Genomic DNA, 13,615 nt, shown 5'->3' with positions numbered 1-13,615 from the left:
GTTAAAGCGACTAAATTCTATACAATTTTGCGTGTGAGTTAAAGTGCATAGTTAATAAATCTCATATAGAAAACGATTACGTTTGCAATTATTTTTATTTTGAAGTGAGATTCCGCTCCAAAAACTTTATTTATACGTTGAGCGCCAGGATCTTTGAGTTTCTCTGATAGTTGTATAGCCCTTGTTTTTCCATCGGTAACTCATCAACTGCTATCTCGTAAAAACCTTGTTCACGAAACCAATGAAGGCTGTGTGTCGTTAGGACAAATATTTGGTCGATATCGCGAGATTTTGATTGGTGGCGCATGTAATCCAGCAGTAATTGCCCACGATTTCCATCACGATAATCAGGGTGGATTGCAACACACGCCATCTCTGCCATGTGATCTTCCGGGTAGGCGTATAGCGCCGCGCAACCAATGATCAGTCCGTCTTTTTCGATAATGGTAAAGCGGTGGATCTCCTGCTCTAATTGCTCTCTTGAACGACGAACCAAGATGCCTTGTTCTTCTAAAGGACGAATGAGATCAAATATGCCACCAATATCGTCAATCTGAGCTTGTCTTACTTGCTCTGCACTCGCCATGACCACTTGGGTGCCAATACCATCAAAAGAGAACAGCTCTTGGATTAATGCGCCGTCGACTTTGTAGCTGATTAGATGGCAACGAGGGACTCCGGCACGACAAGCCGAGATCGCACCTTTCAAGAAGCGCAGTGTTCCTGTGCTCATGTCTTCGGCAGGTTTTTGAGATTCTGTTAAGCGTTCTAGAATTTGTTTGGCGTCTTTAGGGAAGAGTTCGGCGAGTACATTGCCGCTTTCATCTGTTACCCCTTGCTCGGAACAGAAACCAATCAGCTTGTCGGCCTTTAAACGAATAGCAACCTGAGTTGCGACTTCTTCTGAAAGCAGGTTAAAGCTTTCGCCAGTCACGGAGCTAGCTATGGGCCCAAGAAGGACTATGGAACCTTGGTCAAGTGTGCGATTAATCCCTTCGATATCGATTCGACGAATACGACCACTGTGGCAATAATCTGTACCATCATCGACACCTAGCGGTTGCGCGGTGATGAAGTTACCACTCATCACATTGAGTTGAGTGCCTGCCATAGGGGTGTTGTTCAAGCTCATTGAAAGGCGAGCTGTTATGGCTAGTTGTAGCTGGCCAGCTGCCTGCATAGCGACACCCAGAGAGTATTCATCGGTGACTCTAATATTCTTGTGATAAGGCGTATGGCAATCTTGTTTTTCTAACAGTTGGTTGATCTGTGGTCTTGCCCCGTGAACGAGAACAATCTTCACGCCAAGACTATGGAGTAGGGCAATGTCGCTAATAATGTTACCAAAGTTTCTATCGGCAACAGCTTCGCCTCCCAGCATAATGACCATGGTTTTGCCACGGTGAGCATTCACGTAAGGGGTTGATTGTCTGAAACCTTTTACTAGCGCTGTACTTCTTAATTTCACAGAACAAGTCCATTTATGTTTATTTATTCGCTAATTTAGCATTTAAATTCAAATGTAAACAACACCTTTTTGGAATAAAGCGCAAACTATTCTTATCTAGACTTCAATATATAAACTGTCTCAGTGTAGAATGCGCATAGCATCCTTATGAGTCGTAAACGAATGCAGCAAGTTCCCGCTACAAAGAACAAAATCGATGAGATAACCAAAGGCCTCTACAGTGAAGCAGATCAGCGCAATCAATCTAAGTTGAAGCGTAAGATCATTGAGCGCTGCTTAATGGTTTTAGCCTTGGTGGGTTCATTTGCTGTGGTTTCTTTATTCGGTGATGTGCTTTCCCGAGTGCAAGATGCGGCGACGCCTGATCATCTAATATATGGTACTTGGATAGAGCAGGATGTTGCACATTATGCGACAGATGAGTTTGTACTGAATGCTAATGGTGTGTCAGTTCGTGGGTCTGTTATCTCGACGAACTTTGACTTTGATGGCCACTACTTCGAATATAAGGCCGGTGAAAAGACCTATCGCTACCGCATGACTAATTCTGACAATACAGAAATGGTGCTCGATTCTGACAGCCACTATAACCCTACCTTCCGTCTTAAAGGTCACATCGATAACTCCGTCCGGTAGGTTATCTTATTGTAAACTCTTACAATCTAAGATTGTGTTATCTGACTGTTTTTGTCATCCTCGATGCATAGAATTTTTAGGATGACTCTTGTGATTAAAAAATGGCTTCCCCTTGTCGCTGCCTCTTTGTTATTTGGCTGTGCTCAACCCACTGATCTCGCTCAACAACACCTTGATGATGAATTTCCCCGCACCTTAAATAAGGTCGATCAGGTTGAATCCAATAAACCAAGAGACTATACCGCATTTTCAGAGCAAGCTGAGATGGTGGTTTCTAAATCTCCTTCGATGGCTAAAATCTATGAGCCGCTTTATCAGCAACTCAATGAGTGGGCAATGCTGAGTGGTGACCCGAGTGAGTTAGCAAACTTTGGCGTTCAAACTGCGCAGCTTGGTGGTGGTGATAAACAAGGCAATGTTTTGTTCACGGGTTACTTTTCTCCTGTAATGGAGTTGCGCCACGAAGCGAATGAAGAATATCGTTACCCAGTTTATGGGCTTCCTGAATGTGGTAAAGAGTGTCCAACACGCGAAGAAATTTACAACGGCGCATTAGAAGGTCAAGGCCTTGAGTTAGGTTACTCAGCAAACCGTATCGACCCATTTATGATGGAAGTGCAGGGCAGTGGGTTCGTGCACTTCGGTGATGATGATACGCTGCAGTATTTCGCATACGCAGGTAAGAACAATAAAGCTTATGTGAGCATTGGCCGTGTTTTGATTGAGCGAGGCTTAGTTCCACGCGAAAAAATGTCACTAAAAGCAATCAAAGAGTGGGTATTGGCAAACGACCCTGAAGTGGTCAAAGAGTTGCTTGAGCAAAATCCATCTTTCGTGTTTTTTGAAGCGAGAGACGACTTGTCAGTAATGGGCAGTGCTGGGATTCCTCTATTACCAATGGCTGCAGTAGCTGGCGATCGCTCTATCTTGCCTATGGGAACTCCAATTCTGGCTGAGGTTCCTTTATTGAATGCGGATGGTACTTGGAGCGGTGCACACCAATTAAGACTGTTACTGGTTTTGGATACGGGCGGCGCGGTTAAGCAAAACCATTTGGACCTTTACCACGGCATGGGCCCTCGAGCGGGTACTGAAGCGGGTCATTACAAGCATTTTGGTCGTGTGTGGAAGCTCGGGTTAGATGGCAGCGCAACCGAAGCTCCTTGGGCTTTGCCTCCTGAAAAGGTTGAGTAAGCGACAATAAAATAGGGCATTGAAAGCGAATCGTTAATCCCCTAGACTTTTTATTCAAGAGTGCGTATAAAACGCACTCTTTTCTTTTTCTCAGAAATAAATTGGCGGCAACAATGCGTGAATTGACCACTCCAGCTTCAGAAAACTATGACCAACGATTTGGTGGCACTCGTCGCCTGTATGGCAATAGTGAAGTCGACATACTTAGAGGAGCACACGTGTGTGTAATCGGTATTGGCGGTGTAGGTTCATGGGCGGTTGAAGCGCTTGCTCGTACTGGTTTAGGTGAGCTGACGTTGATCGATATGGATGACGTTTGCGTGACCAACATTAACCGTCAGATTCATGCTATGTCGGGTACCGTTGGTAAGAGCAAAATCGAAGTGATGGCAGAGCGCGTCAAGCTGATTAACCCTGAATGCAAAGTTAACCTGATTGATGACTTTATCGGCCCAGACAATCAGGCTGAATACCTATCGAAAGAGTTCGACTTTGTGTTAGATGCTATTGATAGCATGAAAGCGAAGGCTTCGCTGCTGGCGTACTGTCGTAGCAACAAAATTAAGGTGATCACTACTGGTGGTGCTGGTGGTCAAATCGACCCAACGCAAATTAAAGTGGCCGATCTGACCAAGACAATTCAAGACCCGCTAGCGAAGAAGCTAAAAGACACCCTTCGTCGTCATCATAATTTCCCTAAGAATCCAGCACGTAAGTTTGGTATCGATTGTGTGTTCTCAACTGAACAGCTGAAATATCCTCAAGCTGACGGCAGTGTATGCGCTGCGAAAGCAACAGCAGAAGGTCCAAAGCGCATGGATTGTGCGACGGGTTTTGGTGCGGCAACGGTGGTAACGGCGACGTTTGGTTTTGTGGCTGTTTCACGTATTGTAGAAAAGCTGATTCAAAAGCACGCTAAGTAACGTCTTCTATTCAATTAATAATCGACTGGATATTAAAATGACCACATTCCCAAGCTCTCCATTCGGCACTGAAATTACCAGTGATGATATTGTCGCGAAAATGCAGACATTCAGCGGCTGGGAAGACCGTTATCGCCAAGTGATTCAATGGGGAAAAAAACTACCTAACATGCCTGATGAACTGAAAAGTGAGCAGGTGATTGTCTCTGGTTGTGAAAGCCAAGTGTGGTTGGTTTCTCAAAATATCGATGGTGTTTGGCACTTTTGTGCTGACTCTGATGCTCGCATCGTTCGCGGTCTGATTGCATTAGTGATGGCTGCGTATGATGGAAAAACATCAGTGCAGATTCAAGGGTTTGATATTGACAGCTACTTTGAAAAAATCGGTCTAATCACTCACCTAAGCCCATCTCGCGGTAACGGCTTAAAAGCGATTGTTGCTCAAATCCAAGAGCTCAGTGCTTAACATCTCTTAGATACACAGAAACAAAAGGGTTGACGCTAAACGCCAACCCTAAATAATTTCGCTCGTGACTCGGCTAAAGCATATCAACGGCTTTTTCTATCGCCGCTACGAGCCTTTCAACATCATCCATGTTGTTGTAAATGCCAAATGAAATACGAACCGTTCCTTTCACATTAAGAGCATCCATCAATGGGTGAGCACAATGATGCCCTGCACGTACTGCGATACCTTGCTGATCCAGTAGAGTCGCTATATCTTGATGGTGAACGCCATCCATTACAAACGTAATCACACTGGCGTTGGGTTGATAGCCCAAAATCTGAATGTCATCCAGTTTACTGAGCGCAAGGTAAGTCTCGTGCTGTAGCTGGTGGATATGATTTTCGACATCTTGCTGTGTAAAACCACTTAACCATTCTATTGCAGTACTTAATGCTATCGCTCCGGCAACATTTGGCGTGCCTGCTTCAAACTTGCCCGGTAATTCTGAAAAAGTGGTACCAGAAAATGATACTCGCTCAACCATTTTACCTCCACCGTGCCATGGTGGCATCGCTTCGAGCAATTCAAGCTTGCCGTAAAGTACACCAATGCCGGCGGGAGCATAGAGCTTGTGCCCAGAGAATACGTAGAAATCAGCGCCTAAAGCTGCAACATCAATTGATTCATGAACGATACCTTGTGCGCCATCAACCACCACAACCGCATTCATCTTGTGAGCTTTTTCGATGACTTGTTCAATTGGCTGACGAGAACCTGTGACATTGGTGATCTGAGCTAAGGCAACAATCTTGGTCTTATCATTAAGAAGATGATCAAAAGCTTGTAGATCAAATTCGCAATCAGATGTCATTGGCACTTTAACTACTTTAGCGCCGGTTTGTTCTGCAACAATTTGCCAAGGCACTATGTTGGCGTGATGTTCCATTTCACTCACTAAGATCTCATCGCCAGGTTGAAGGGTACTTCTTGCGTAAGTTTGAGCAATTAAATTGAGTGCTTCGGTGGCACCACGAGTCCAGATGATCTCTTTTGATGAGGTTGCGCCAATGAACTGAGCGACCTTATCTCTAGCAGCTTCAAACTGACTGGTCGCGTTCGCTGTTAAGCTATGACTACCACGGTGAACATTGGCATTTTGTTTGGAGTAATATTGGCTAATGGCATCAATAACTACCTGAGGTTTTTGTGTTGTTGCCGCGCTGTCTAAGTAAATCAATGGTTGTTGATTGATGGTTTGTGATAGCGCAGGAAACTGCTCTCGGATGTGATTGATATCAAACATCTATTCTTACCTAAATCTTGGAAATTGGTGCCAGCGTCATGCTGATCAGTATTGTTATTTTATCGCGACTTGTTAACCGTTGCTGACTAATCTTGATGATTCCAGCTATTTTCTTGCTCTTTGACCTGATCGAACAGCTTTTGGTTAACGGGAACTTCTATCTGATGCTTATTTGCTGTTTTTATCAGGTGTCCAGTGATGAAGTCGATCTCTGTCTTGCGTTGGTAAAACATATCCTGCTTCATGGATGAGTTGTTCTGGGCTGTGGCTTGGATTACCTGTTTGACGCTCGCTTCTAACTCTTCGATCGAACAATCAATACCTTCTGCCTGAATAACTTTTGTGAGCTCTTCAACGATAGAGCTTAAAGTATCTCCAAACTTTTGCTCTGCAAGTTCGCCATTCTTGACTTGCTCTAACCCAGTCAGTGGGTTGATAGCACAGTTGATGGCGAGTTTAGTCCAAAGCGCGATTTTTATTTGTGGGTTCCAACTCACAGCCGGGAGAGCATTATCCAATACATCAACTAAAAAAGTGCACTGTTGCCCATTGAGGTTAAAAGCACCCAGTTGAGTTTGGCCAAGTCCAGTGTGATATACACTATTACGATCAGGTTTGAATGCTGCTTGGGTGGTGGTTGCCAATACTATCGGGTGAGCATCAATCTGAGTGGCTATCTCATCTACTGCTCCCATTCCGTTGTGCATGAACATAAGAATGGTATCAGGGTCGAGATATTGAAGTAACGGAGTGGTGGCTTCTTTTACTTGCCAAGCCTTGACCGTGAAAATCACTAAGTCACTCGCTGATAGCTTTTCGATATTGTTGTTACTGAAGTGAAGTGAAGTTTGCTCATCAAGTGATAGGTCAATTGAGGTTTCAGGGGAGCGGCTCCACAAAGAGACATTATGACCAGCTTGAAGTAGTTTTATTGCCCATAAAGAGCCAATTGCTCCAGGTCCAACAATCGTGATGTTCACAGCAATACCAAGATAAGAAAGTGATGCTGCAAGGATAGCGAGGCATTAAATGAAAGCAATAAAAAATGGCACCCGAGGGTGCCATTTAGGAAACTTTCTTAGAAGTTCGATTAGAACTTGTAAGTTACTGCTACGTAGTGACCGAAGCCTGTTGATTTGAATCCATCAGTATCTTTAATACCGTAGATGTCTTTGTAACCTTTTAGGCCGTAACCAACAGCAAAACGATCTGAGTGCCAGTAGATACCATTGTACATTGCACCACCGTTACTTGCAGAAGAGTACTTGTCTTCCAGACCAAATTGGTAATCGATGTAACCTTGGTAAGAGATGAATGAACCGTTCTCGAAGAAGTAGAAAGGTTTAAACCAGTTTGCAGAAACTTGGTAACCGTTCCAATCTTTGTTGTTTGAATCGTATGTACCGTAAAGGTTTAGGCCAATTTTGCCTAACCACGGAACCATTACGTCAGAACCTAAACCAACTTTTTGAGTGTTAACGCCAGAGTTACCACCCCATTCCATAAGTGTAGATACGTAAAGCTCTTGAACTGGACCGAAAGAAAGATCTTTACCTGTAAGTCCGTCTAGAGACATACGAGGAGCGAACTTCATGAACATCTTTTCAGCACCAGCTTTATCGCTACCTGGATCAGACGTTAGGTTAAATACGTCAACATAGCCATAAAGGTCGAAGATTCCCGAGCGGCCACCGAATTCCATCTCTAGGTAATCATGTGAAGACTCACCTGGAAGTTCGTCAATTGCAGCCATAAGGTTGAATTGCATCCATTTGTAATCGTTCTTATGGATGTCGCCGTCAGAATAATCAGCCGCCATTACTGGAGCAGATGCTGCTGCAAGTAGGCCAAGAGTTAAAAGTGATTTACGCATAATGGAACTCTCTATGTTAAAAATGAATAACCCGCTAATCCGTGCGTGTTTATAATGTCCGAATGCCGAGCATAATAGCGATTTTGTTCTCAAATAAAAGTGAGACAGAGTGAAAACTACAATTATTAAGGTGAGGTTGATCACACTAACGATCTAAATGATGGAACTTTAAAGTGTCAATGCATCTAGATGCACCTCTAATTCTATTGATTTTGTGAAATTTGATTATTTTGTGGATAAATAGGTGAAATACTACGCTAAGCAAACGATTCTACTAATTAGAGTGACATGCATATCAAAATCAACAGTATTCTTTTCTATGTAATTTACCCCCAGAAAACGACTAAATCTCTCCTCAGTTAGATCCACTCTTTGATCTATTTTTAACCAGCTCCGTAATGGTGGGGGAATCAATTGATGAACAACTCATGTGATGAGTAATTTGGAATGTCAGCCTTATTACTTTTCCCATCACAGATATTATTGAGACAGTTCACTGCACTAAATACTGAGAGAGTATTTGAAGATTTTTTACTGAGCTTATCTTTTGTGTGACGAACTGGTCTAACTTTTTTGGAGAGAAGACCGATGAAATATTCACCATTACTAGCGGTAGCAATAGCAGCCCTGTTCGTTGTTGGGTGTGACGATGACGATGAACCTACTACACAACTTCAAGCCGTTCACGCATCACCCGATGCACCTTTGGCTAATGTTATCGTCAACAGTCAAGCTCGTTGGACTGGCGTCGATTATGCTCAAGCGTCTGGGTACGCGTCAGTGTCAGAAGGGCAGACTTCAGTGCAAGTTGACGTTCAGCTTCCTGGAGAGGCCGTCGCAACCGTCATACCTCAAAGCCAATTTAACCTGAGCAAAGACCTAGATTACACCGTGATGGTGGTCGGCGATGCTGATGGTTCTAATAACCCGGTTGAGGCTTTAGTTGTTACTCGTCCTGCTGCGGGCACGGCAACAAGTTCAAGTTTAGATGTGCAAGTAGTCCATGCGGCGACAGGTGTCGGCGATGTAAACTTGTATGTCACAGGTCCTAGCGATCCATTGGGTGCACCGTTGGGGACGTTGGCTTATAAAGATTTTACCGATGTGCTCAATATTCCTGCTGGTCAATATCGCGTGAGACTTGAAACAGTCACTGGTAGTGCTATCGCGTTTGATTCAGGAGAGATCACTCTGTCTGGCGGTAGCGAGCTAACGATTGCAGCTGTGCCAAGAGCTGACTCAAACAGTGCATCTCCAGTTAAGTTGATGGTGATGGATGGTAGCGGTTCCTCTTTAATATACGACATGTCAGAAACTGCCGAAGTGAGAGTCGGGCATTTGGTCGATGGCGCACCAGCTGTAGATGTATTTGTTAATTCTGCTAAGTTTGCTCCTCTTGATGGTTTAATGTTTAAAGAAATTCGCGGTTTCTTAGATTTAGCAGCAGGCAGTTATGATATTGATATATACGAAACGGGAACGACGTCTCCGACATTTATTGATGTTGATGGATTAGCTGTATTTGCTGGCATGGATTACAGCGTCTATGCGGTAGGGACAGTAAGTCCACTGAATTTGGAACCTTTGGTTGTTCCTGAAAACCGTCGTCCGGTTGCGACCAGTGCGGTGTTAAACATTACCCACGCCGCTGCTAACCCAATTGCAGCTTCGGTGGATATCTACTTAACAGAAAATGCGGGGATCTCTGGTAGCACTCCGGCGCTGAGTGATGTGAAATTCAAAGATTATGCGAATGGCATTTATGTTGCAGCGGGAACTTATTATGTAACGATTACCGTTGCAGGTGACCCATCAACAATCGCTGTTAATTCAGCACAGGCGACCTTGGCTGATGGCGTGGTGTATCAAGTTGTGGCGATCGACGATTCGGCTGGCACAGGCTTCAACCTTATTGTGAGTGATACAACAGACTAGCGTTTACTAAATCAGTAGTGACAAAGTAAAAGAGGGTAGCGTGAAGCTACCCTCTTTCTATTCTGTCTTCTTTTTCTCTTATTCGTGGTTGGTTTTGGCTTTTTCTAGTAAATCTGTGAAAAAGTGGCGCAACGAATAGAGCATGATCAAACTTGGTATCACCATGAGAGCAGTCAATATAAAGAAGGTTGACCAGTCATTGAGGTAATCAACCAACTCACCGCTGAAGGAAGCTAGTGTGGTGCGACCGAAGTTACCTAAGGATGCGAGTAAGGCGTATTGTGTTGCCGAAAACGCTTGGCCTGTTAATAACGTTAGGAAAGAGACAAACGCAACGGTAGAAAAGGCAGTTGTGAAGTTGTCGACAATAATGGTTGCCAAGAACAAGGTTTCACTCGGGCCTGTCTGAGCGATCCACGCAAACATTAGATTACTTGCTGCCATTGCCACACCACCGATCATCAGTCCGCGTACAATGCCAAATTTCACATTGAAGACACTGCCTACCAAAGTGAAGAATATGGTTGCTCCCCAGCCAATTAACTTGGAGTAGTGACCGATCTGTTCGTTACTGAAACCTATCTCTTTATAGAAGGTGATCGACATGCGACCTAAGAAGGCTTCACCTATCTTAAATAGGAACACAAACAGCAATAGAGTAATGGCAACTTGAACGCCGTTTCTTTTGAAGAAATCATAAAACGGTTCAATTACCGTTACACTGAACCAAGCGACAAGCTTTGAGCCGACCACTTTATTGTGGCGCTGCTGTGCTTGCTCTTGTAGGGCTTCACGTTGTGTGTTTGGCTCTCCGACAAAAAGAGTAAACAGCATTAATACAACAACGACACCTGCCATGCCGTAATACACGCCATTCCAACCGATTGAGTCTGCATTAATAAAGGCAAGGTAGCCTGGTAGAGAATACCCTGTCCACCAACCAATGACGGCCATTGCAGAAGCTTGCGGCAGTTTTGATGCTTCGGATTTTGGGAAGGTATCAATACGAAATGCATCAATCGCGATATCTTGCGTGGCTGAGGCAATAGCAATAGCGAGCGCCAACATTGAGGTAAACGCCAAATTTTCTGCGGGATTGACGCCTGCGATGAATAAGGTGCCAATCAAAACAATGGTTTGGCAGAAAAAGATCCAACTGCGGCGCTGGCCGAGTATTGCGTGAAGCACCGGCAGTTTTACTCGGTCTACCAATGGTGCCCATAGAAAGTTAATCGCATAGACGGCAAACACACTACCAAAGTAGCCAATGGCTGCTCGTGTTAAACCTGCATCTTTTAACCAACCAGACATGTTGGATCCAATAAGAACCCATGGGAAGCCGCTCGAACAGCCGAGCATAAACACCCAAAGTAGGCGTTTATCTAGGTAGCTGCGAAAAGTCTGCATCCAAGAAAGAGAGGGAGTGCCTGATGACATAGGGCGTCCTTGTATAGAAAAACGCCCTTAAGAAATAAGGGCGTTGCATTGGATTACTTAAGAAGGGTCACTTTAGTGATGACGATTGGGTCGACTGGAATGTCTGACATGCGGCCCATTCGTTTAGTTGGAATTGTTGCCATCTTTTGTACAACATCAAAACCTTCAGTTACTTTGCCGAATACTGCGTAACCTGGGTTACCACCTTTTGCGTTCAAAAAATCATTATCAGAGAAGTTAATGAAGAACTGGCGAGTTGCAGAATCTGGCGCATTAGTGCGAGCCATAGCGATCGTTGCTGTATCATTCTTTAGGCCGTTGCTGCCTTCATTTTTGATAGGAGCATAAGTCGCTTGTTGATTCATCTCTTGATCGAAGCCGCCACCTTGCGCCATAAAGCCAGGAATAACACGGTGGAAGATAGTACCTTCGTAGCTGCCGTCAGCAACGTACTTTAAAAAGTTCTCAGCACTAACTGGTGCTTGCTCTTGGTTAAGCTCGATAGTGAAGTCGCCTAATGTTGTTTCTACGTTCACTTTAGGACCAGCCCAAACGCTCACGCTCACTAGCATTAATGCAATAAAAGATAGAATGCGACCCATTAGAAACGTTCCTTCATGTAAGTTTGTAGCTCTTGGTCATTGGCAATCTCTTTCAATACCAAGTTGATTACATCGTTAAGCACCATCGCGATATCATCGTTTGAAGCGCTTAATGCTCCTGTGCGAGTAGCAGTACCGTTGAATGTTTTAACGAGCTTACCTTCCGGTGTTTCAGCGGTAACTTCAAGCGTTACTTTACCGTCCATTTTGTTTTCCATAATGGTGTGTTCTACGGTAACGAGTGCTTCTTGAATTTCTAAAACAATTGAGTTTTCACTGTTTACGCTTGCACGAAAACCTTGAGACTCTAACTGTTGAGCCACAGCGTTTTCTAGAGAAATACGCATGTTTTGCTTAGCATGAATTGGCTGAATGTTTGAACGGCCACTATCAACCAATGCAACATATTGAGCGGCACGAACATCTTTACTGGTTAGTGTGTATGTTTTACCTTGTACAAGGTTGCTTGAGCTTAGTGAAGCTTCTGGCATTACATTGATCTGTTCTTGCTGAGGGGCTGAACATGCTGTCAAAGCCATAATAGAAGCAGCCAAAATCAGTTTTTTCATTCCTTTATCCTTTCTAAATTCACACCAGAAGCTCGGTATCTTAAATTCTTGTGAAGTCGTTTCTGCTTATTTATTAAAATTCGCAGGTTCTCTTGTTGCTTGTAATATCTCAAATTTTTGGTTTAGTTCAAGCGTTTCAACGTTAGCTTCACCAAATAGTCTTGCTAGTTTGACATCGTATCCGAGGTGTCGGTTGCCAATAACAATTAATTTGCCTCCATTGCTTAGAACATGCTTTGCATCACAGAACATTTGCCACGCAATGTGATCCGTAATCGCTTGTTGCTGATGGAATGGAGGATTACACATCACTAAGTAGGTGCTGTTTTTCTTGAAGCCATCTAAACAGTTGTTGGCGATGAACTGGAAGTTACCTTCTTCACCAAGGTTATCCTTGACGTTTTGGCGTGCTGATTCCACTGCCATAAAGCTTTCATCCACACAAGTGATACGAGCTTGTGGGTTCAATTGCCCAGCTTTTACACTCAATACACCGTTGCCACAGCCTAGGTCGATGATATGACGCAGCTCAGGATCTTGAGGGATGTGCTCTAGCATATAGCGAGCGCCTTGATCGAGTGCTTCCCCTGAGTAAACATTTGGTAAATTTTTCAGGCGGATATCTTCACCGTCCACATCCCATTCAACAAAAGGCTCTACCGTTTGAATTGGCTGGCAGTTTGGAGACGAGAATACTAAGCGGTGTTTTTTCTTCGCTAGTGATGTTTTGGTTTCGCCTAGGTACTTCTCGAACAGGTTAAGCGTAGAAGTGTGAATCTCTTTTACCTTGTTGACACCGATCACTTGGCAGCCTTCAGGCAAAGCTTGGCGTAGCTGACTCAATTGCCAGATTAGGTGACGATTTGTTTTCGGCAGCTGCATGATCACAAGATCGATACCGTGTGGGATATCATCCATTGTGTTCAAGAAGTTCACTCGGTTACTTTGATTACGCTGCAAGTTTTTCAGAGCACCACGGTGAGAGATAAATGAGTCGCTCATCATAGTGACATCATGATCTTTCGAGAACCAAGTCGATAGAGCACCGAAGCTGTCGTTCATGATCAGGATGTGTTTACCTGGTTCAAGGTTCATCTCTTCAACATGACTGATCAGGTATTCGTCGCCTGCATCCCAAGCTTGAAGGGTTTCATTTGAACGTTTAGGGAAACGATGTAAGGTCAAAGTTCTGTCGTGAAGAGTAAGTTCGGTTTTCATTGCTTGAGA

13 protein-coding genes are annotated in these 13,615 nt (G+C 44.1%); 5 read left to right on the top strand and 8 right to left on the bottom strand.

Going from position 1 to position 13,615, the window contains the following annotated elements:
* Positions 1-130: 130 nt before the first annotated feature.
* Positions 131-1,468 carry an amino-acid N-acetyltransferase gene (argA, locus tag CWO27_RS12725; RefSeq protein ID WP_048663694.1) on the bottom strand — a complete coding sequence of 446 codons (1,338 nt, stop codon included), beginning with the start codon at positions 1,466-1,468 and terminating at the stop codon, positions 131-133.
* Positions 1,469-1,630: 162 nt separating this feature from the next.
* On the opposite strand from argA, the gene CWO27_RS12720 reads away from it, so the two are divergent.
* The 4 genes from CWO27_RS12720 (at position 1,631) to csdE (ending at position 4,687) form a co-directional block, all read left to right on the top strand.
* Positions 1,631-2,104 (top strand): DUF2850 domain-containing protein, encoded by a 474-nt coding sequence (locus CWO27_RS12720; RefSeq protein ID WP_107899049.1) that lies wholly within the window; start codon positions 1,631-1,633, stop codon positions 2,102-2,104.
* Between the two features lie 81 nt (positions 2,105-2,185).
* Positions 2,186-3,298 (top strand): murein transglycosylase A, encoded by a 1,113-nt coding sequence (gene mltA / locus CWO27_RS12715; protein ID WP_048663693.1) that lies wholly within the window; start codon positions 2,186-2,188, stop codon positions 3,296-3,298.
* Positions 3,299-3,411: 113 nt separating this feature from the next.
* The gene (tcdA, locus tag CWO27_RS12710) at positions 3,412-4,221 is read left to right on the top strand and encodes a tRNA cyclic N6-threonylcarbamoyladenosine(37) synthase TcdA (protein ID WP_048657895.1); all 810 of its coding nucleotides are present in this window, start codon (positions 3,412-3,414) and stop codon (positions 4,219-4,221) included.
* A 37-nt stretch (positions 4,222-4,258) separates the two neighbouring features.
* Positions 4,259-4,687, top strand: a complete 429-nt coding sequence (gene csdE / locus CWO27_RS12705; protein WP_107899048.1) for a cysteine desulfurase sulfur acceptor subunit CsdE — start codon at positions 4,259-4,261, stop codon at positions 4,685-4,687.
* A 73-nt stretch (positions 4,688-4,760) separates the two neighbouring features.
* Here the strand turns inward: csdE and csdA are convergent, their stop codons facing one another.
* The 3 genes from csdA to CWO27_RS12690 all read right to left on the bottom strand — a co-directional run bounded on the left by csdA (position 4,761) and on the right by CWO27_RS12690 (position 7,845).
* On the bottom strand, positions 4,761-5,972 hold the full coding sequence (gene csdA, locus CWO27_RS12700; RefSeq protein WP_107899047.1) for a cysteine desulfurase CsdA: 1,212 nt from the start codon (positions 5,970-5,972) through the stop codon (positions 4,761-4,763).
* A gap of 86 nt (positions 5,973-6,058) precedes the next feature.
* Positions 6,059-6,952: a 2-dehydropantoate 2-reductase gene (gene panE, locus CWO27_RS12695; protein ID WP_102480750.1), complete on the bottom strand. Its 894-nt coding sequence runs from the start codon at positions 6,950-6,952 to the stop codon at positions 6,059-6,061.
* Positions 6,953-7,062: 110 nt separating this feature from the next.
* Complete coding sequence (locus tag CWO27_RS12690; protein WP_102480751.1) at positions 7,063-7,845, bottom strand: nucleoside-specific channel-forming Tsx family protein; 783 nt, start codon at positions 7,843-7,845, stop codon at positions 7,063-7,065.
* A gap of 588 nt (positions 7,846-8,433) precedes the next feature.
* On the opposite strand from CWO27_RS12690, the gene CWO27_RS12685 reads away from it, so the two are divergent.
* Complete coding sequence (locus CWO27_RS12685; protein ID WP_102480752.1) at positions 8,434-9,780, top strand: DUF4397 domain-containing protein; 1,347 nt, start codon at positions 8,434-8,436, stop codon at positions 9,778-9,780.
* 78 nt (positions 9,781-9,858) lie between these two features.
* On the opposite strand, the gene CWO27_RS12680 is transcribed toward CWO27_RS12685, so the two are convergent.
* The 4 genes from CWO27_RS12680 to CWO27_RS12665 all read right to left on the bottom strand — a co-directional run bounded on the left by CWO27_RS12680 (position 9,859) and on the right by CWO27_RS12665 (position 13,606).
* A complete protein-coding gene (locus CWO27_RS12680; protein ID WP_048657901.1) occupies positions 9,859-11,217 on the bottom strand; it encodes an AmpG family muropeptide MFS transporter in 1,359 nt (452 codons plus the stop codon).
* Positions 11,218-11,270: 53 nt separating this feature from the next.
* Positions 11,271-11,819, bottom strand: coding sequence for a peptidylprolyl isomerase (locus tag CWO27_RS12675; protein ID WP_102480753.1), 549 nt, complete (start codon positions 11,817-11,819; stop codon positions 11,271-11,273).
* Complete coding sequence (locus tag CWO27_RS12670) at positions 11,819-12,388, bottom strand: YajG family lipoprotein (protein WP_048663688.1); 570 nt, start codon at positions 12,386-12,388, stop codon at positions 11,819-11,821. Before CWO27_RS12670 ends, CWO27_RS12675 begins: the two co-directional genes overlap by 1 nt.
* Positions 12,389-12,454: 66 nt before the next feature.
* Complete coding sequence (locus tag CWO27_RS12665) at positions 12,455-13,606, bottom strand: methyltransferase (protein ID WP_048607983.1); 1,152 nt, start codon at positions 13,604-13,606, stop codon at positions 12,455-12,457.
* Positions 13,607-13,615: the final 9 nt, after the last annotated feature.

The organism is Vibrio sp. 10N.286.51.C3 (genome assembly GCF_003050065.1).
In the GTDB taxonomy this organism is placed as follows: Bacteria; Pseudomonadota; Gammaproteobacteria; order Enterobacterales; family Vibrionaceae; genus Vibrio; species Vibrio crassostreae.
Note: the sequence above shows the minus strand (reverse complement) of the source record. Positions and strands in the feature narration are given on the sequence as shown.

Coding starts and splice junctions, on each gene's coding strand:
- CWO27_RS12720 (WP_107899049.1), top strand. CDS start 1,631: ATGCAGCAAGTTCCCGCTACAAAGAACAAAATCGATGAGATAACCAAA.
- mltA (WP_048663693.1), top strand. CDS start 2,186: ATGACTCTTGTGATTAAAAAATGGCTTCCCCTTGTCGCTGCCTCTTTG.
- tcdA (WP_048657895.1), top strand. CDS start 3,412: ATGCGTGAATTGACCACTCCAGCTTCAGAAAACTATGACCAACGATTT.
- csdE (WP_107899048.1), top strand. CDS start 4,259: ATGACCACATTCCCAAGCTCTCCATTCGGCACTGAAATTACCAGTGAT.
- csdA (WP_107899047.1), bottom strand. CDS start 5,972: ATGTTTGATATCAATCACATCCGAGAGCAGTTTCCTGCGCTATCACAA.
- CWO27_RS12690 (WP_102480751.1), bottom strand. CDS start 7,845: ATGCGTAAATCACTTTTAACTCTTGGCCTACTTGCAGCAGCATCTGCT.
- CWO27_RS12685 (WP_102480752.1), top strand. CDS start 8,434: ATGAAATATTCACCATTACTAGCGGTAGCAATAGCAGCCCTGTTCGTT.
- CWO27_RS12680 (WP_048657901.1), bottom strand. CDS start 11,217: ATGTCATCAGGCACTCCCTCTCTTTCTTGGATGCAGACTTTTCGCAGC.
- CWO27_RS12675 (WP_102480753.1), bottom strand. CDS start 11,819: ATGGGTCGCATTCTATCTTTTATTGCATTAATGCTAGTGAGCGTGAGC.
- CWO27_RS12670 (WP_048663688.1), bottom strand. CDS start 12,388: ATGAAAAAACTGATTTTGGCTGCTTCTATTATGGCTTTGACAGCATGT.
- CWO27_RS12665 (WP_048607983.1), bottom strand. CDS start 13,606: ATGAAAACCGAACTTACTCTTCACGACAGAACTTTGACCTTACATCGT.